15 protein-coding genes and 1 riboswitch are annotated in these 18,198 nt (G+C 71.1%); of the genes, 12 read left to right on the top strand and 3 right to left on the bottom strand.

Features of this window, described 5'->3' with window-relative positions; all coding sequences use genetic code 11:
* Positions 1 to 55: 55 nt before the first annotated feature.
* The 3 genes from ACZ6EM_RS10810 to ACZ6EM_RS10800 all read left to right on the top strand — a co-directional run bounded on the left by ACZ6EM_RS10810 (position 56) and on the right by ACZ6EM_RS10800 (position 2,956).
* Positions 56 to 319, top strand: a complete 264-nt coding sequence (locus tag ACZ6EM_RS10810) for a DUF3311 domain-containing protein (protein ID WP_452177958.1) — start codon at positions 56 to 58, stop codon at positions 317 to 319.
* The gene (gene mctP, locus ACZ6EM_RS10805) at positions 316 to 1,929 is read left to right on the top strand and encodes a monocarboxylate uptake permease MctP (protein ID WP_359904553.1); all 1,614 of its coding nucleotides are present in this window, start codon (positions 316 to 318) and stop codon (positions 1,927 to 1,929) included. The genes ACZ6EM_RS10810 and mctP overlap by 4 nt, the downstream gene beginning before the upstream one ends.
* Before the next feature lie 154 nt (positions 1,930 to 2,083).
* A complete protein-coding gene (locus tag ACZ6EM_RS10800; protein WP_452177959.1) occupies positions 2,084 to 2,956 on the top strand; it encodes a histidine phosphatase family protein in 873 nt (290 codons plus the stop codon).
* Positions 2,957 to 3,006: 50 nt separating this feature from the next.
* Here the strand turns inward: ACZ6EM_RS10800 and ACZ6EM_RS10795 are convergent, their stop codons facing one another.
* Positions 3,007 to 3,969: a helix-turn-helix domain-containing protein gene (locus ACZ6EM_RS10795; RefSeq protein ID WP_452177960.1), complete on the bottom strand. Its 963-nt coding sequence runs from the start codon at positions 3,967 to 3,969 to the stop codon at positions 3,007 to 3,009.
* 381 nt (positions 3,970 to 4,350) lie between these two features.
* On the opposite strand from ACZ6EM_RS10795, the gene ACZ6EM_RS10790 reads away from it, so the two are divergent.
* The 7 genes from ACZ6EM_RS10790 to ACZ6EM_RS10760 all read left to right on the top strand — a co-directional run bounded on the left by ACZ6EM_RS10790 (position 4,351) and on the right by ACZ6EM_RS10760 (position 14,645).
* Positions 4,351 to 4,845, top strand: coding sequence for a GNAT family N-acetyltransferase (locus tag ACZ6EM_RS10790; protein ID WP_452177961.1), 495 nt, complete (start codon positions 4,351 to 4,353; stop codon positions 4,843 to 4,845).
* Between the two features lie 74 nt (positions 4,846 to 4,919).
* Positions 4,920 to 5,984 (top strand): DUF2510 domain-containing protein, encoded by a 1,065-nt coding sequence (locus ACZ6EM_RS10785; protein WP_465772251.1) that lies wholly within the window; start codon positions 4,920 to 4,922, stop codon positions 5,982 to 5,984.
* A 252-nt stretch (positions 5,985 to 6,236) separates the two neighbouring features.
* Entirely contained in the window at positions 6,237 to 8,213 is a 1,977-nt protein-coding gene (locus ACZ6EM_RS10780) for a glycosyltransferase family 2 protein (RefSeq protein ID WP_465772250.1), read from the top strand.
* Complete coding sequence (locus ACZ6EM_RS10775; RefSeq protein ID WP_452177962.1) at positions 8,213 to 9,520, top strand: glycoside hydrolase family 26 protein; 1,308 nt, start codon at positions 8,213 to 8,215, stop codon at positions 9,518 to 9,520. The genes ACZ6EM_RS10780 and ACZ6EM_RS10775 overlap by 1 nt, the downstream gene beginning before the upstream one ends.
* Before the next feature lie 62 nt (positions 9,521 to 9,582).
* Complete coding sequence (locus tag ACZ6EM_RS10770; RefSeq protein ID WP_452177963.1) at positions 9,583 to 10,815, top strand: GH12 family glycosyl hydrolase domain-containing protein; 1,233 nt, start codon at positions 9,583 to 9,585, stop codon at positions 10,813 to 10,815.
* Between the two features lie 82 nt (positions 10,816 to 10,897).
* A riboswitch (cobalamin riboswitch) is annotated at positions 10,898 to 11,023 on the top strand.
* Positions 11,024 to 11,214: 191 nt separating this feature from the next.
* Positions 11,215 to 13,626: a ribonucleoside-diphosphate reductase subunit alpha gene (locus tag ACZ6EM_RS10765; RefSeq protein ID WP_401050610.1), complete on the top strand. Its 2,412-nt coding sequence runs from the start codon at positions 11,215 to 11,217 to the stop codon at positions 13,624 to 13,626.
* Complete coding sequence (locus ACZ6EM_RS10760; RefSeq protein ID WP_401050605.1) at positions 13,626 to 14,645, top strand: ribonucleotide-diphosphate reductase subunit beta; 1,020 nt, start codon at positions 13,626 to 13,628, stop codon at positions 14,643 to 14,645. Before ACZ6EM_RS10765 ends, ACZ6EM_RS10760 begins: the two co-directional genes overlap by 1 nt.
* Positions 14,646 to 14,707: 62 nt before the next feature.
* Here ACZ6EM_RS10760 and ACZ6EM_RS10755 read toward each other — a convergent pair whose 3' ends face one another.
* Complete coding sequence (locus tag ACZ6EM_RS10755) at positions 14,708 to 15,010, bottom strand: DUF397 domain-containing protein (RefSeq protein ID WP_465772249.1); 303 nt, start codon at positions 15,008 to 15,010, stop codon at positions 14,708 to 14,710.
* A gap of 2 nt (positions 15,011 to 15,012) precedes the next feature.
* Positions 15,013 to 15,870, bottom strand: coding sequence for a helix-turn-helix domain-containing protein (locus ACZ6EM_RS10750; RefSeq protein WP_465772248.1), 858 nt, complete (start codon positions 15,868 to 15,870; stop codon positions 15,013 to 15,015).
* A 677-nt stretch (positions 15,871 to 16,547) separates the two neighbouring features.
* Here ACZ6EM_RS10750 and ACZ6EM_RS10745 point away from each other — a divergent pair.
* A complete protein-coding gene (locus ACZ6EM_RS10745) occupies positions 16,548 to 16,820 on the top strand; it encodes a hypothetical protein (RefSeq protein ID WP_465772247.1) in 273 nt (90 codons plus the stop codon).
* A 286-nt stretch (positions 16,821 to 17,106) separates the two neighbouring features.
* Complete coding sequence (locus ACZ6EM_RS10740) at positions 17,107 to 18,171, top strand: ferritin-like domain-containing protein (RefSeq protein ID WP_465772246.1); 1,065 nt, start codon at positions 17,107 to 17,109, stop codon at positions 18,169 to 18,171.
* The last annotated feature ends 27 nt before the right edge of the window (positions 18,172 to 18,198 follow it).

Here is an 18,198-nt window from a genome sequence, read left to right as displayed (position 1 = left end):
ACCCTCCGGAGCGGAGCCGAAGATGCCGTCTGATCCCCTCACCCTCGAAGATGTCATGCCCGAGCCAGCCGGGAGGCCCGTCCCGGCCGTGACGCCCGAGCGGGTGCTGGCCGGCCTCGCCCTGCTGGTGCCGATCGTCGCGATGCTCTGGGTGTCCTCGTACGACAAGAGCGAACCGGCGGTGGCCGGGGTGCCCTTCTTCTACTGGTACCAGCTGCTCTGGGTGCCGGTGTCGGCCGTGTTCACGGTCGCCGCCTACCTGCTGATCACCCGGGACGAGAAGGCCCGCAAGGCGGCCCGGAAGGGCGGTGCGCGATGAAGGACGTCAACGTTCCGGCCCTCGTGGTCTTCGTGCTGTTCTTCGCCCTGGTCACCGTGATGGGCTTCCTCGCCTCGCGCTGGCGCCGCGCGGACAACGCCGCGCACCTGGACGAGTGGGGCCTGGGCGGGCGCAGCTTCGGGACCTGGGTGACCTGGTTCCTGCTCGGCGGCGACCTCTACACCGCGTACACCTTCGTCGCCGTCCCCGCGGCGGTGTACGCCACCGGCGCGGCGGGCTTCTTCGCGGTGCCGTACACGATCGTCGCCTACCCGCTGGTCTTCCTCTTCCTGCCCCGGCTCTGGTCGGTCTCCCGGGTGCACGGCTACGTGACCCCGGCCGACTTCGTGCGCGGCCGGTACGGCTCGCGGCCGCTGTCGCTGGTCGTCGCGCTGACCGGGATCCTGGCCACCATGCCGTACATCGCCCTGCAACTCGTCGGCATCCAGGCCGTGCTGGACGTGCTGGGGGTCGGCGGCGGGGAGAACGCCAACTGGTTCGTCAAGGACCTGCCGCTGTTCATCGCCTTCGGCGTGCTGGCCGCCTACACCTACTCCTCCGGCCTGCGCGCCCCGGCGCTGATCGCCTTCGTCAAGGACGCCCTCGTCTACATCGTGATCATCGTCGCGGTGATCTACATCCCGATCCGGCTCGGCGGCTACGGGCACATCTTCGACGCCGCCGCGCACAAGTTCAGCGCGCCGGGCGCCAAGGGATCGCTGACCGTCCCGCACGGCAGCCAGTGGACGTACGCCACGCTGGCCCTCGGCTCGGCGATGGCGCTGTTCATGTACCCGCACTCGGTCACCGGCGTGCTGGCCTCCAAGTCCCGCAGCACCGTGCGCCGCAACATGGCGATCATGCCCGCGTACTCGCTGATGCTGGGCCTGCTGGCGCTGCTCGGGTTCATGGCGATCGCGGCGGGCGTGGGCAAGGGCGTCAAGGGCTACAACGCCCAGCTCTCGGTGCCGCAGCTGTTCGCGGACATGTTCCCGGACTGGTTCACCGGCGTGGCCTTCGCCGCGATCGGCATCGGCGCGCTGGTGCCGGCCGCCATCATGTCCATCGCGGCGGCCAACCTGTTCACCCGCAACGTCTACAAGGACTGGCTCAAGCCCTCCGCCACCCCCGCCGACGAGACCCGGATCGCCAAGCTGGTCTCGCTGCTGGTGAAGGTCGGCGCCCTGGCCTTCGTGCTCGGCATGGACAAGCAGGCCGCGATCAACCTCCAGCTGCTGGGCGGCCTGTGGATCCTGCAGACCTTCGTGGCGATCGTCGGCGGCCTGTTCACCCGCTGGTTCCACCACTGGGCGCTGTTCGCCGGCTGGGCGGCCGGCATGGTGTACGGCACCTGGAAGGCGTACGGGATCGCCAGCCCGGCCACCAAGCACTTCGGCGGCAGCGCGGCCGGGATCCCCGGCATCGGCGAGATCGGCTACATCGGCCTGACCGCGTTCGCGCTCAACCTGATCGTCGCGGTGGCGCTCACCCTGGTGCTGCGGGCGGTCAAGGCGCCGGAGCTCCCGGACGAGACCAGGCCGTCCGACTACAGCGCCGAAGCCGGTGACGAAGAGCTGAAGAACGCGCCGGAGCCTGTAGCGGCGCACTGATTCGCGCGGTACGCGCCCTGTGATCGCGCCGCCTTCTCCGTGAACACTGGAGAAGGCGGCGCGATCATATGTATGAACAGGCGTGCACGCCGGGCACCACCAGACCGGACCGGCATCCGGCCGGAACCTGATCGACCACGGGGAGCTCGCGGCCATGGCAGAACTCGGCACCACCCTCAACGGCCAGCACCAGTCCACCCAGGGCCAGCACGGCGCCGCCCAGGGTCAGCGCGGTGCCGCCCACGGCCAGCACCCCGGCGGGCAGGGGCAGCACCCCGGCGGCCACGAACAGCACGGCAGCACCCACCGCCCGGCCGCCGCCGGCCGGCTGCCGTCCCTGCTGATCGCCACCCGGCACGGGGAGTCCACCGCCAACGTCGAGTTCCAGCTGGCCGAGGCCGCCGGAGCGCTCAGCGTCCCGATCAGCTGCCGCGACGCCGACATCCCGCTGTCGCTGCACGGCCGGCAGCAGGCCCAGGCGCTCGGCCACTGGTGGGCCGGCCTGCCCAGCGCGGACCGCCCGCGCAGCGTCTGGTGCTCCCCGTACGTGCGCACCGCCGAGACCGCCCGGATCGCGCTCGCCCAGGCCGCCGGGCTCGGCGCCGTCCCGGTCACCCTGGCCGTCCGGTACGACGAACGGCTGCGCGACCGAGAGCTCGGCATCCTGGAGATGCTGCCGAAGGCCGCGATCGAGGCCAAGCACCCGGAGGAGGCGGCCCGGCGGCGCAAGATGGGCGAGCTGTACTACCGCCCGCCGGGCGGCGAGTCCTGGGCCGACGTCGCGCTGCGGGTGCGCAGCCTGCTGCGGGACCTCTGCGAGGAGGAGGCCGGGCGGCCCGTCCTGCTGGTCGCGCACGACTGCACGGTGCTGATGCTCCGCTACGCGCTGGACCGGCTCACCGAGGAGCAGCTCACCGCGCTCGGGCCGGTGCACAACTGCTCCACCAGCCTGTGGCGGGCCCAGGACGGGCGGCTGCGGCCGGACGGCTGGAACGGGGTCGGGCACCTGGTGCCCGGCGGGGACTGACGCCCCTCGGCCCGCCCGGGGGTCCGGTCGGCCCCGCCCAGGGGGTCCCCTCAGCCCGCCCGGGGCTCCGGCTCGGCGAAGCAGCGCCGGTAGGCCAGCGGCGTGGTGCCCAGTCGGCGGCCGAAGTGGTGTCGCAGGGCGGCCGCGTTGCCGAAGCCGCAGCGGGCGGCGATCGCGTCCACCGGCTCGGCGGTGGACTCCAGCAGCCGCTGGGCGAGCAGCACCCGCTGCCCGACCAGCCAGCGGTGCGGGGTGGTGCCGGTCTCCTGCTGGAAGCGGCGGGCGAAGGTGCGCGGCGACATGTGCGCCCGGGCGGCCAGCTGCTCGACGGTGGCCTCCTCGGCCAGGTGGTGGCGCATCCAGTCCAGCAGCGGGGCCAGCGAGGCGTCGGCGGCCTCGGGCAGCGGGCGGTTCACGAACTGGGCCTGCCCGCCCTCCCGGTGCGGGGCCACCACCATCCGGCGGGCGATCTCCCGGGCCACCTCGGCACCCTGCACCTTGCGCACCAGGTGCAGGCAGGCGTCGATGCCGGCCGCCGTCCCGGCGGAGGTGATCACCGGGTCGTCGTCGACGTACAGCACGTCCGGCTCGACCGCGGTCAGCGGGAAGCGCTCGGCCAGCGCCGCGCTGTGCCGCCAGTGCGTGGCGGCGCGACGGCCGTCCAGCAGCCCGGCGGCGCCCAGCACGAAGGCGCCGCTGCAGATGGACAGCACCCGGCCGCCGCCCTCGACCACCCCGCGCAGCGCCGCCAGCAGCGGCTCCGGGTAGTCGCGGCGGATGCTCGCCGCGGTGACCACCGCGAGGTCCGCCCCGGCGAGGCGCTCCGGGCCGTACGGGACGTCCACCGCGAAGCCGGAGTGGGTGGCGTGCGGCCCCGGACGGGCCCCGGCGATCGCGAAGTCGTAGCCCGGCAGCCCGTCGGCGGTGCGGTCCAGGCCGAACACCTCGCAGGCCACGCCCAGTTCGAAGGGGTGGACCTCCTCCAGCACCACCGCGACCACGTTCTTCAGCATGCCCACCAGGATGCCCCCGGTGCCCGCCCCGGCGGAAGGAACCGGATGGCAGGATTTCGAGGTGATCGGTCGTTCCTGCCACTCGTGGCCACGGCGCCGCCCGGCCACAGTGGTGCCCATGGACAGCGACACCCTCATCGGCGCACTCGCCATGACCGCGGCCGTCGGCGGTTTCGGCCTGCTCGGCCTCCTGATCGGCCGCGAGACCTCCAGCGGCCCGGCGGCCGGCCGCGACAACTACCACCGCCCGGGCGGCTACCCGGGCGACCCGGCCCGGCCCGAGCGGCTGTACGGCACCGCCGACCCGGCCGCGGCCCCGGTCCCTACGAGCCGTTCGACCCCGGAGGACCGCCCCGACCAGGGCTCCGGCACACTGGCCCGATGGACTTCCTCATCCGCCAGGCCCTCCCCGAGGACCTCACCGACGCCGGTCGGATCACCGTCGAGGCCTTCGTCGGCGACGGCTTCACCAACCCCACGAGCACCTATGTCGAGCTGCTGCGCGACGCCGGGCGACGGGCCCGGGAGGCCGAACTCCTGGTCGCCGTCGACGCGGCCGGTGCCGGGGTCCTCGGCTGCGTGACCTTCGCCGTCGGCGGCACGGAGTGGGCGGACATCGCCTCCCCCCGGGAGGGCGAGATACGGATGCTGGCCACCGCCGGCGCCGCCCGGGGCCGGGGCGTCGGCGAGGCCCTGGTCCGCGCCTCCGTCGCCCGCAGCCGCGACCTCGGCCTGGCCGGCATGGCCTTCTCCACCCGCCCGGAGATGACCACCGCCCACCGCCTCTACGAGCGGGTCGGCTTCCGCCGCACCCCCGAGCGCGACTGGGCCCCGTACCCGGGGATGGACCTGATGGTCTACACGATGGCGTTCTGACCCGGCATCGACTGCCGCACGCACTTGGTGACTTGAAATGACCATCCGATCGGCTCGCTGCTAGTATCCGCCGCATGACGACGGGGAGTGTGCCCAGCGGCTGGTACGAAGACCCTTCCGGGCAGGCCAACACGCTGCGCTGGTGGGACGGTTCGACCTGGACCGACAAGGTTCAGGCCAAGCCGGGGGGTGGCACGCCCGCGAACCCGTTCCCCGGCCATACCGCCCAGAGCGCCGCCGCGCCGACGGCCGCCGCCCCGGTGGCACCGGTTCGACAGCCCGTTCCCCCGGTGCCGGCCGCGCCGACGCCGCCTTCCGTACCGACCCAGCCCGTCGCACCGGCGGCGCAGGCCGCGCCCGCCGTGCCGGGTCCCAGGCCGATTCCCACCTCGGTGGTGTTCGAGACCGTCGAGCCGGACCGCACCAAGCGCCGGGTACTCCTGGCCGTCGGCGCCGTGGTGCTGTCGGTGGCCATGGCGGGAGCCGGCTACGTGGTCGGTCACAAGACCGCCAAGCCCGGCTCGGCGAAGGCCGATCCGACCGCGTCCCCGACGGTCGCCGCCGACCCCAAGAGCCCGAACGGCTTCATGGGCACCGCCCTGACCGGCGGCCAGCAGCTGCCCGGCGGCCGGCAGATCGTCGGCCAGGACTCGAAGATGAACTTCATGCTGCCGCAGGACTGGCAGGTCCAGGTCGACGCCAAGGCCCCGAACGAGGTCCGCTACGCGGTCAGCCCGTACGCCTGCGTGGGCCACGGCAGCGGAGCCTGCACCCGCGGCCTGGTCGTCCAGAACCTCCGGGTGTTCAACGGTGGTTGGTCCGATCCGAAGTCGCTGGTGCTCGGCATGGGCCAGCTGCTCTACAACACCCGCTACGGCGCCGACGCGCCGGCCCCGCCGGAGCCGGTCAAGCAGTCGGCCGTCAAGATCCAGGGCTTGGACGGCTACCTCGCGCTGTGGCACGTCCCGATGTCCAGCGCCTCCTCCACGCCGGACAGCTACTGCGGCGTCCTCCAGGTCACCCCGGCGGCCGGGGCCACCACCGTCCCCGTGCTCCAGATCTGCCTCGACCAGTCGGCGGAGGCTCCCCCGCTGGCGCTGATGGACCAGATCGCGAACTCCGTCAAGATCACACCCTGACGCTCGCCCCACCCGCGGGCCCGCCCTCCCGCGGAGCCTGCGGGCCCTGGCGCGCCCGGCCCCGGCCCCGGGCTGAGATCGCTCGACCACGGCCCGTATGCTGACCGATTGAACGACTATCAGCGAGGCCCCTGAGGGGCGCCGACACGCCGTTGCCGCCGAACGGCGGCCGGGTGTCCGGCGCCGGTGGGCGGTGACAGAGCAGGGAACCAGCGCTTCGGTACGACGGAGCGGCTGTACGGGGGTTGACTGGTGGATTCCACCGACGAACGGGCGGCGAAGCGGAGCAGCCGGGTGCGCGGACGCCACGGACGCGTCCTGCCCCGGTCCCGGCACGAACGGCGCATCGTCCGCCGGGACCTGCGCAACAGCGCGGCCCAACGGGCCTACGTCGCATGTGCCGAGACCGTCGGCCCGCTGACGACCGGTGAGGACGGCGCCGCCGTTCGCTACCGCTCGGTCTCCTCGCGCGGCGTCACGTTCGTCACGACCCTCCTGGTGACCGTCAACGCACTCGCCGGCCTCGCCTTCGTCGGCTGGCTGCTCCTCCCCGAACACATTCCCGGCTCCGGTGTGGGCTGGTCCCCGGACTGGCGGATCAACCTCGCCAGAATCTGCTTCTGTGCAGTTATCACGGTGGAAGTCATCCGCTTGGTTCAGAACCTCGCGGTCTGGGTCTTCGCGTTCCGTGCCAAGGACCCGGTGCCGGTCACCCCGCCGTCCGGTCTGCGGGTCGCGGTGCTCACCACGATCGTGCCCTCCAAGGAGCCGATCGAGATCGTCGAGCGCACCCTCGCGGCGATGCTGCGGATCGAGTACGACGGTCAGGTCGACGTCTGGATCCTCGACGAGGGCGACGACGACCGCGTCAAGAAGATGGCCGCCCGACTCGGCGTCAACCACTTCAGCCGCAAGGGGCGCCCGGAGTACAACCAGGCCGAGGGCGAGTTCCGCGCCAAGACCAAGTCCGGCAACCACAACTCCTGGCGCGCCGAGCACGAGCACGGCTACGACGTGGTGGCCCAGATGGACCCGGACCACGTCCCGCTGCCCTGCTTCCTGGAGCGCACCCTCGGCTACTTCCGCGACCCCGACGTCGCCTTCGTGGTCGCCCCCCAGGTGTACGGCAACATGTACGACAACTGGGTCGCCCACGGCGCCTCCGTGCAGCAGTACCTGTTCTCCGGTCTGGTCGAGCGCGGCGGCAACGGCATGGACGCCCCGCTGCTGATCGGCACCAACCACCTGTACCGGCCCAGCGCCTGGCAGCAGATCGGCGGCTACCAGGACTCGATCATCGAGGACCACCTCACCAGCATGCGGGTCCAGGCCTCCGTCAATCCGGGGACCGGCCAGCGCTGGAAGGGCGTCTACACCCCCGACGTCCTCGCCGTCGGCGAGGGCCCGACCTCCTGGACCGACTACTTCAACCAGCAGAAGCGCTGGGCCTACGGCATCTGGGAGATCCTGCTCAAGAGCCGGCTGCGCTCGGGCATCAAGCTGCGGCTCCGCCAGCGCGTGCTCTACGGCCTGGTCCAGTTCTACTACCCGAGCGTGGCGCTCACCACCGTCCTCGGCAGTCTCGCCACCTCCGTCTACCTGGCCCTCGGCATCACCTCCATCCACCTCAACAGCACCCACTGGATGGCCCTGTGGGGCGCCAGCATGGGCAGCTGGCTCGTGCTGTGGCTGTGGCTGCGCCGGTTCAACCTGGCCGCGCACGAGCGGCGCGAGATCGGCATGGCCGGCATGGGCCTCGCCCTGTTCGCCGGCCCGGTCTACGTGGCCGCCGCGATCGCGGCACTGCTGCGCCGCCCGCTCGCCTACGCCGTCACCGCCAAGGGCGACCTGCGCAGCGCCGAGTCGCTGTCGACGTTCCGGCTGCACCTGCTGTGGGCGGCGGTCGCGGGCGGGCTGCTCGGCGCGAGCTTCACGCTGCACCACGACATCTGGATCCTGCGCTTCTGGGCCGGGGTCAGCCTGTTCACCGGCCTCGCGCCGCTGGCGATCTCCTTCGTCGGCGCCCGCCGCGAGGCGCGGGCCCAGCGGGCCGTCGCCGCCAGGGCCGCCGACACCGCCGAGGAACTCGTGACCGCGTCCCTGCCCGTCCAACGGACCGAACCGCCGCACGCCGGGGAGCCCGCCCCGACGGCCGTGGAGGAGGACGGGTTCGAGGAAGGGCCTGAGCCCGCTCGGGTCGGCGGCCGGCCCGAGCGGGGGGCCCGCTGATGCTGCGGATCACCGTCCCCCGGATCGCCGCCCTGCTCGCCCTGGTGCTGATGGTCGGGTACACCTTCGTGCTCGCGCCCCGGCTCTCCCGCAACCACGACCAGGACCCGTACAGCTTCGCCGGTGCGGCCCCCACGGCGATGCCGGGCTGGCTGACCAGCGCCCTGGCCGCGTCGCCGTCCCCCTCCGTCACCCCCACCACGCCGGGCGCGACCGCCGTCCCGCCGCCCCCGCCGCCGCAGTTCCCGCCGGCCGGCGGCGCCTTCACCGGCATCATGACCAAACCCGGCCCGTACGACCTCGGCCCGCTCGACGAGTTCACCGCCGCCGTCAAGCACCAGCCGAGCGTGCTGGAGTTCTCGGTCGGCTGGTGGGACCGGAAGTTCGACCGCCGGGTGTTCGACACCGTCGCCGAGCGCGGCATCATGCCGATGGTCGCCTGGGAGCCGTGGGACTACCGCAAGGAGGCGAAGGAGGACAAGCTCCGCGGCGAGCAGCCGGAGTACGCCCTCTCGAACATCATCGACGGCAGGTTCGACGACTACATCAGGACCTGGGCCGAGGGCGTCAAGGGCCTCGGCTACCCCATCGCCCTGCGCTTCGCCCACGAGATGAACGGCTACTGGTACCCCTGGACCGAGCAGGCGAACGGCAACCGGAAGGGCCAGTACGTCCAGGCGTGGCAGCACGTCCACGACATCTTCAAGCAGGTCGGCGCCACCCGGGTCACCTGGGTGTGGAGCCCCAACGTCGACTACGAGAACGCCACCAGCCTGAACACGCTCTACCCGGGCGAGGACTACGTCGACTGGGTCGGCCTGTCCGGCTACTACGGCACCACCGGCGTCGAGAAGTACAAGTCGTTCGACCAGATCTTCCAGCCGACCATCGAGCAGATCCGGGCGTTCACGAAGAAGCCCGTGGTGATCACCGAGACCGGGGCCACCGACACCTCGGGGCTGAAGGCGCAGTGGATCACCGAGATGTTCGCGCAGCTCCCCCAGCACCCCGACATCATCGGCGTGATCTGGTACGAGTCGCGCAAGGAGGTCGACTGGAGGGTCGCCGCGTCCGGCGCCGCGTCCGAGGCGTTCGCGGCCGGGGTCTCCGCGCCCCGCTACAACACGCCCTGGACCATCCGCTCCCAGCCGGCCCTGACCGCCGCGCCGCCGGCCCCCGCGCCCGCCCCGACGACCGATCCCCCGACCACTCCGAGCCCGACGGCCGGCTCCACCACGAAGCCCCCCGTCAAGAAGCCGACCTCCCCCGCGACCCGGCCCCGGTCGAGCTCCACCCCCGCCGGGTGAGCGCGCCGCCGAGCCGGCCCTCGTACCGGCCGACAACACCGCAGCAGGGAGGCGAGAACCCCATGACCACCCCCGCCGTACCCGGAACCGGGCGCGCGACCCGGCGCTCGTGGTGGTGGCTCGCGCCGACCATCGTGATCGCGCTGATCCTGTGCGCCGTGCTGCTCCCGCGGGACCGCAGGCAGCCCGACCAGACCGCCCCCGCGGTCGCCCCGCTGCCGGCCGCCACCGCCGGCGAGATCTGCTCCACCGGGGAGAACCGCTACCCCGCCCAGGCCGTCGACTCCGGCCGCTACCTGATCAACCCGAACGAGTGGAACGCCACCGGGGGCCTCTGCATCAGCGGCACCGACGGCGGAAGCGGCTTCCGGGTGACCCGCAGCGGCATCGGCCCCGCCAGCCTGACCGACCCGGACCGCGGCCCCGGCGCGTACCCGCACATCAGCACCCAGCTCCAGCCCGGCACCGGCCCGCTACCCATCGCGGTCGACAAGTTGCGCTACGCCACCAGCAGCTGGCGGACCACGCAGATCGACAGCGGCGTCTACAACGCCTCGTACGACGTCTGGTACAGCAACAGCCGGACCAGCTGCTCCTTCACCGAGAGCGCCGAGCTGATGATCTGGCTGCGCGGGAACGGCAAGACCCCGTTCGGCCGGCAGGCCGGCGAGCTCCAGGTCGGCGGCGCCTCCTACCGGGTGTACGAGGCGCCGAAGAAGAGCAGCCACACCCTGATCACCTACGAGATGGCCACCAGCGCGACCTCCGTCACCGACCTGGACCTGCGGGCCTTCACCCGCGACGCCGTCCAGCGCGGCTACGTCCCGGCGGGCTCGTACCTGTGCGCCGTCCAGGCCGGGTTCGAGATCTGGGACGGGGGCGCCGGGCTCAGCAGCGACTCGTTCTCGTTCCAGGCCGCCGCCGGGCAGCCCAGCGGCGCGATCACCTCGGCCCTGCCCGGTCTCTGCCTGGACAGCCGGGTGGCGGGCGATCCGGCCGCGATCGGCGCCGGCACCTGCGACGGCTCGCCCGCGCAGGCGTGGACGATGGGGGACGACGGCTCGGTGGGGCAGAACGGGCGCTGCGTCGAGGATCCGGGCCTCGGTTTCCCCGTCCTCACGGACTGCACCTCGCGCCCCGATCAGCGCTGGCGGGTGACCCCGACGGGGCAGCTCGCGAACCAGGGCACCGGGCGCTGCGTCGAGAATCCGGGCGCCGCCGCGAGCGGGACCGCCCAGGTCCGGATGCGCCCGTGCGAGGCCCGCACAGGCCAGGAATGGCACCCTCCAGCCTGAGCAGTTTATCGCACACACAGTCGAACAACTGTACTTCGCGACACAACATGTGGGGCTGCATCGGACTCACGGCACTAGATGTATGCTCGTCCCTGCTGTCGATGCAGGGGAACCCGGTGCGAATCCGGGACTGCCCCGCAGCGGTGAGCGGGCGGCTCCACGAGCCCTCCCCGCGAGTCCGAACACCTGCCGACGGTGTGCCACGGGCCCTCCCGCAGAGGCCGGCAGCACGAGCAGTTTCCTTCCGGGCCTCGCGGGCGGGCCGGGGATGCCACCGTCGCGCGGACGCCGCTTGCGCCCGCGTGCGTGCTCCCCTGCCCCGATCGGCCCGGTACCCCCGATCACCGCCGCCGATCGCCGCCAGGAGAGAGCGCCTTGACCATCGCCGCCTCAGCCACCCTGCCCGCCCAGGGCACCGGCACCGCCTTCACCGACCCGACGGTCTCCGACCCCGGCGGCGCCCTGTTGCGGCTGCTCACCGACCGCAGCACCGACCTCACCGAGGTCGACCCCGGCCATGTCGCCGCCGCCGCGCTGCGCGGCCGCCACGCCGGCTCGGACTTCGCCGAGCTGCGCGGGCTGGCCGTGGATGCCGCCGCGTCGATGATCGCCGAGGACCCCCAGTACTCGAAGCTCGCCGCCCGCCTGCTCGCCCTGGAGATCGTCGACGAGGCGAACAGCCAGGGCTCGGTGTCCTTCTCCGCCTCGATCGCCGTCGGCCACGCCGAGGGCCTGATCGGCGACACCACCGCCGCCTTCGTCACCAAGCACGCGGCCGCCCTGGACGCGCTCGTCGACACCAAGGGCGACGACCGCTTCGAGTACTTCGGCCTGCGCACGGTGCAGTCCCGCTACCTGCTGCGCCACCCGATCACCCGCAAGGTGATCGAGACCCCGCAGCACTTCCTGCTCCGCGTCGCCTGTGGCCTGGCGGTCGGCGACAGCGAGCAGTCCGTGCGCGAGGTGGCCGAGCTGTACGGCCTGATGAGCCGCCTGGAGTACCTGACGTCCTCGCCGACGCTCTTCAACTCCGGCACCCGCCACCCGCAGATGTCGAGCTGCTACCTGCTCGACTCGCCGCTGGACAACCTGGACTCGATCTACAACCGCTACGCGCAGATCGCCCGCCTGTCCAAGCACGCCGGCGGCATCGGCCTGTCGTACTCGCGCATCCGCTCGCGCGGCAGCCTGATCCGCGGCACCAACGGCAAGTCCAACGGCATCGTGCCGTTCCTGCGCACCCTCGACTCCTCGGTCGCCGCCGTCAACCAGGGCGGCCGCCGCAAGGGCGCGGCCTGCGTCTACCTGGAGACCTGGCACGCCGACATCGAGGAGTTCCTGGAGCTCCGCGACAACACCGGCGAAGAGGCCCGCCGCACCCACAACCTCAACCTGGCGCACTGGATCCCGGACGAGTTCATGCGCCGGGTCAACGCCAACCAGGACTGGTCGCTGTTCTCCCCGGCCGACGTGCCCGAGCTGGTCGACCTGTGGGGCGAGGAGTTCGACGAGGCGTACCGCAAGGCCGAGCTGGCCGGCAAGGCCGTGCGCACCATCCCGGCGCAGACCCTGTACGCCCGCATGATGCGCACCCTCGCGCAGACCGGCAACGGCTGGATGACCTTCAAGGACGCCTCCAACCGCGCCGCCAACCAGACCGCGCTGCCGGGCCGCACGGTGCACTCCTCCAACCTGTGCACCGAGATCCTGGAGGTCACGGACGACTCCGAGACCGCCGTCTGCAACCTGGGCTCGGTCAACCTGGGCGCCCACGTCGCCCCGGGCGCCACGGCCGACGACCTGATCGGCGCCATGGACTGGGAGCGCCTCGACGCCACCGTCCGTACGGCCGTGACGTTCCTCGACCGCGTGGTGGACATCAACTTCTACCCGACCACCGAGGCCGGGACGTCCAACTCCCGCTGGCGGCCGGTCGGCCTCGGCGTGATGGGCCTCCAGGACGTCTTCTTCCAGCTGCGGATCGACTTCGACTCCGCCGAGGCGAAGGTCCTCTCCACCCTCATCGCCGAGCGCATCATGCTCACCGCGTACGAGCGCTCCGCCGACCTGGCCGAGCAGCTCGGCCGCCACGAGGCGTACGGCGAGACCCGCGCCGCCCGCGGCGAGCTGCACATCGACCACTTCCCGACGGCCGCCCCGCAGTGGGCCGACCGCTGGACGGCGCTGCGCGCCCGGATCGCCGAGACCGGCCTGCGCAACTCGCTGCTGCTGGCCATCGCGCCGACCGCGACCATCGCGTCCATCGCCGGCGTGTACGAGTGCATCGAGCCGCAGGTGTCCAACCTGTTCAAGCGCGAGACGCTGTCCGGCGAGTTCCTCCAGGTCAACCCGTACCTGGTGCGCGAGCTCAAGGAGCTCGGCGTCTGGGACCAGCAGACCCGCGACGCCCTGCGCGACGCCAACGGCTCGGTGCAGGAGCTGAACTGGCTGCCCGCCGAGGTGCGTTCGCTGTACCGGACGGCCTGGGAGCTGCCGCAGCGCGCGCTGATCGACCTGGCCGCGGCCCGCATGCCGTACCTGGACCAGAGCCAGTCCCTGAACCTGTTCATGGCGGCGCCGACCATCGGCAAGCTCAGCTCGATGTACGCCTACGCGTGGAAGGTCGGTCTGAAGACCACCTACTACCTGCGTTCCCGCCCGGCCACCCGCATCGCCCAGGCCGCGTCCGGTGCCGCCCGTGCCGCCGCGCCGGCGCCCGTGCCCGTGAACACCCCGACCCTCACCCCGGAGCAGGAAGCCGCCCTCGCCTGCTCCCTGGAGAACCCCGAGTCCTGCGAGGCCTGCCAGTAATGTCCCAGTCCGAAGACCGCAAGATGCTGCTCGACCCCGGCTTCGAGCTGACCCTGCGCCCGATGCGCTACCCGTCGTTCTACGACCGGTACCGGGACGCGATCAAGAACACCTGGACCGTCGAGGAGGTGGACCTGCACTCCGACGTCGCCGACCTGGCGAAGCTCAGCGAGGGCGAGCGCCACCTGATCGGCCGGCTGGTCGCGTTCTTCGCGACGGGCGACTCGATCGTCTCCAACAACGTGGTGCTGAGCCTCTACAAGCACATCAACTCGCCCGAGGCGCGGCTGTACCTCTCGCGGCAGCTGTTCGAAGAGGCCGTGCACGTCCAGTTCTACCTGACGCTGCTCGACACCTACCTGCCCGACCCGGAGGACCGCAACGCGGCCTTCGCGGCGGTGGAGAACATCCCCTCCATCCGCCAGAAGGCGCAGTTCTGCTTCAAGTACATGAACGCGGTCGACCACATCGACTCGCTGCAGACGAAGGAGGACAGGCGGGCGTTCCTGCTCAACCTGATCTGCTTCGCGGCGTGCGTGGAGGGACTGTTCTTCTACGGCGCGTTCGCCTACGTGTACTGGTTCCGGAGCCGGGGCCTGCTGCACGGCCTGGCCACGGGTACGAACTGGGTGTTCCGCGACGAGTCCATGCACATGGACTTCGCGATGTCGGTGGTCGACACCGTCCGCGAGGAGGAGCCCGACCTCTTCGACGACGAGATGGCCAAGCAGGTCACGGAGATGCTGGAGGAGGCCGTCGAGGCCGAGCTCCAGTTCGCCCAGGACCTGTGCGGTGAGGGTCTGCCCGGCATGAACACCGCCTCGATGCGGGAGTACCTGCAGGCCGTGGCGGACCAGCGCCTCGCGCGCCTCGGCCTGCCGATCCGGTACGGGTCGACCAACCCGTTCGGCTTCATGGAGCTCCAGAACGTCCAGGAGCTGACCAACTTCTTCGAGCGCCGCGTGTCGGCGTACCAGGTGGCCGTCGAGGGCACCGTCGCCTTCGACGACGACTTCTAGGAAGTACGAACCAACAGAGGTGCCCCGCACGGCCACAGCCCGTGCGGGGCACCTCTGTCATGTCAGTCGGTCGGAAACTCCCCGGACTTGACCCCGGAGAGGAAGGACGACCAGGCATCGGCCGGGAAGACCAGCGCCGGCCCACCCGGGTCCTTGGAGTCCCGGACAGCCATTCCGCCCAGGATCAGCCGGCCGGTCTCCACGCACTCGTTCGCCTGAGCGCTGTAGCTGCTCTTGCGCCACTCACGTCCGGGGATCGCAACGACCCCAGCCACCTCGATGCAGTCGCTCTGCGCACCCGAGTACGACGACTTACGCCACTCAAGTCCGACAGCGGAAGCGGACGGCAGGAACATACTCGCCATTTCTAGATCTTGTCCTTTGCGCGCTCGATGAGTGCGACCGATTCGGTACGCGGCAATGACTCCGCCAGGGCACTGCGGAACAGGTTGGTGTACTTGAACACTTCCTCCGGCTCCTCGATGTAGAGCGTGCTGAGCAGGCTGTCGACGTACACCACGTCCGTTTCCGTCGCCTCGGGGAAGCTCAAGATGGCGACGGGCCCAAAGAGCGCAGCATGAACGTCTGACTCCTCCGGCAGGACCTGGATGTTGATGTTCGGCTGTTCGGCACTCGCCACCAGGAAGTCGAGCTGCTCACGCATAACCGATGGTCCACCAATCCGGTGCTTCAGCACGGACTCCGACAGAACGACCCACATCCGAAGCGGCGCCTCACGCACCAGCACGGCGCGCCGCTCCTGGCGAACCTTCGTGAGTCGCTCGACCTGCTCCGACGTCGCATCCTCTATCTGGGCACGGACCACCGCACGCGTGTAGTCCTCTGTCTGAAGCAGGCCCGGCACCAGAAATGTCTGGATGCTGTACATGTCCGACGCATCGGATTCCAGTGCGATGAAGTCGGCATAGAGCGGCGACAGCGTGTCCGAGTATCGATCCCACCAGCCGCGAAGACGACCTTCGCGAGACAGAGCCTCCAACCGGCCCCGAACCGCTGAGTCCGTTACCCCGTACAGGTCGAGCAGCAACCGTAGATCCACCAGCCTGATACCCGACTGGGCGGCCTCGATCCGGCTGATCTTGCTCTCGGCGCACGCAAGATGCCGCGCCGAGTGAGCGATCGTCAAATTGGCGTCCACCCGTAGCTCTCTGAGTGTTCGAGCCAGCCGCCGCTGCCGAACGGTCGGCTTCTTGTTGACGGGCACCGCCGCGACCTCCCCACTTCTGTCGAGCTGCCAGCCTGCCCCCCTCTCGGCGTCGACAACAATCTTTGATCACTTCCAAAGTAGGGACTTGCACTTTGGAAGTTCCCAGGCGCGTGCTACTCAACGTAGCTCGACGGTCGACGCATCGTGATCACACTGGGCTACTCACCGGGCATCCCCATGCCTTCTTCAGCCGCTCTCACCTGCACACTCCATAGGTGGCCCCGCCATGCCTGAAGACCTCTCCCCCTCCCCCTCCCCCGTCCCCGCCGAGCGGACCTGCTGGCTGCCCCGGCACCGCAAGGCCCCCCGCGCCGCCCGCTGGGAGCTCCACGACTTCCTCCTCCCCCACCCGTCCGGCGAACTCCTCGTCTTCACCGGCGAGTTGCTGGTCAGCGAGCTGGTCACCAACGCCGTCCAGCACTGCCGTGCCCCGCGCGACCGGCTGATCTTCCTCCGCTTCCGCCTCTCCCCGGACGACACCCTCCGCATCGAGGTGCACGACGCCGACAGCGAGAAGCCCTCTCTCTCCGCCCCGCCGCCGTCTCCACCTCCACCGAGACCGGCCGGGGCCTGTTCCTCGTCCAGAAGTTGGCCACCCAATGGGGCTGCTGCCCGCGCGAGGGCGGCATCGGGAAGTTCGTCTGGTGCCACATCTCCCCCGAGGCGGACGCCGCGTGAGCGCCGTCCGGGCCGGGATCGCCGGCATCATGCTCCCGACCGACTTCCCCAGCCTCGACCACGCCCTCCCCGTCCTCTGGGAGCGCGTCCGCGGCCTCCCCGTCCGGGAGGCCCACCGGGACTTCATCCGGATCTGCATCGGGCCGGGCGGCGGCCAGGGCGTCGCCAACCGCCTCGCCCGCAACGACAGCTGGAGCGTCACCCCCTACGTCGGCGAGATGACCGACTGGACCTCCCACCTGATCACCATCACCGCCCACCAGCCCTGAATCCCGCCCCCGTCCCCGCCCGGGGTTCGCGCCGGGCGGGGACGACCCGACCTCATCGCGGAAGTTCGGCCCTCATCGCAGAAATCCGCCCTCACCGCAGCCACGCACGGCGCCCGCCGTCACTCGGCCTCACCGGTCCCGGCCCACCGGCCGGCGGTGAGCGCGGCGTCGGCGCCCCCACGGCCACCCGTCCGGATGAACTCCTCGGCCGCACCGACGGCATGCGTCCGTGCGCGATCCGCCTCCGGCTACGGTCCGGCGCACAGCCGAACGAAAGGTGACCAGCGTGACGACCGGAATCCTGGACTACGAGAGCGACGCGATCGTCCAGCTCATGAACATCGCCGAGGAGGACTGGACCGAGCAGGAGCTCAAGGACGCGCTCCAGCGGGCGATCATGCTGGAGCTCTCCACCATCCCGCCCTACGCCACCGCGCTCTGGTCGATCACCAGCCAGGACGACGGCCAACCCGTCCACCACACGATCCGGGAGATCGTCTTCGACGAGATGTCGCACTTCGGCCTGGTCTGCAACATGCTCACCAGCATCGGCGGCACCGTCGTCCTGACCGACCCCGCCACCGTCCCGAAGTACCCGGGCGAGCTGCCCGGCGGGGTCAACCCGGGGCTGATCGTCTCCCTCGGCGGGCTGACCAGGGAGTCGGCGGGCCTCTTCTCCGACATCGAGAAGCCCGAGAACCCGCTCGCGTTCGCCGCCGACGGCAACACGATCGGCGCCTTCTACCAGCGCATCGCCGACGTCTTCCCGAGGTTCGCGCACCTGCTCACCGGGCGGAACCAGGTGACGTTCCCGCTGGGGTCGCAGCACGGCGCCGGCAACAACATCGTCGCGATGAACACCATGGACGACGTGCTGAAGGCGATCGACGTCATCCGGACCCAGGGCGAGGGCACCGACGCCTCGCCCGACAACCCCTTCCCCGGCCCCCCTGGCGAACTCGCCCACTACTACGCGTTCAAGGAGATCGCCGTCGGCAGGAAGCTGGTCGAGAACCCCGCGACGGGGAGGTTCGAGTTCACCGGCCCCGACGTACCGCTCCCGGACACCTCGCCGGTCGCCCGTGTTCCCGCCGGCGGCTGGGCCAACGACCCCGCCAACGCGCCCGACCAGCCCACCGCCTCCGCACTGCACGACTTCAACACGTCCTACAGCGCCATGCTGACATCCCTCGAACACGCCTGGGGCGGCAACGGGAACGAGCTCTTCGACGCGATCGGGCACATGAGTGATCTGGGCGACGCCGCTCGGCTCATCAACGCCATCAAGCTCCCCGCCGATCCCCGCCTCACCTACGGCCCGGAGTGGCTCTTCGTCCAGCAGGGGTCCTGAACCAACGCCGGAGGCCGGTGTGGCAGA

The organism is Kitasatospora sp. NPDC041917, from assembly GCF_055589745.1.
Note: the sequence above shows the minus strand (reverse complement) of the source record. Positions and strands in the feature narration are given on the sequence as shown.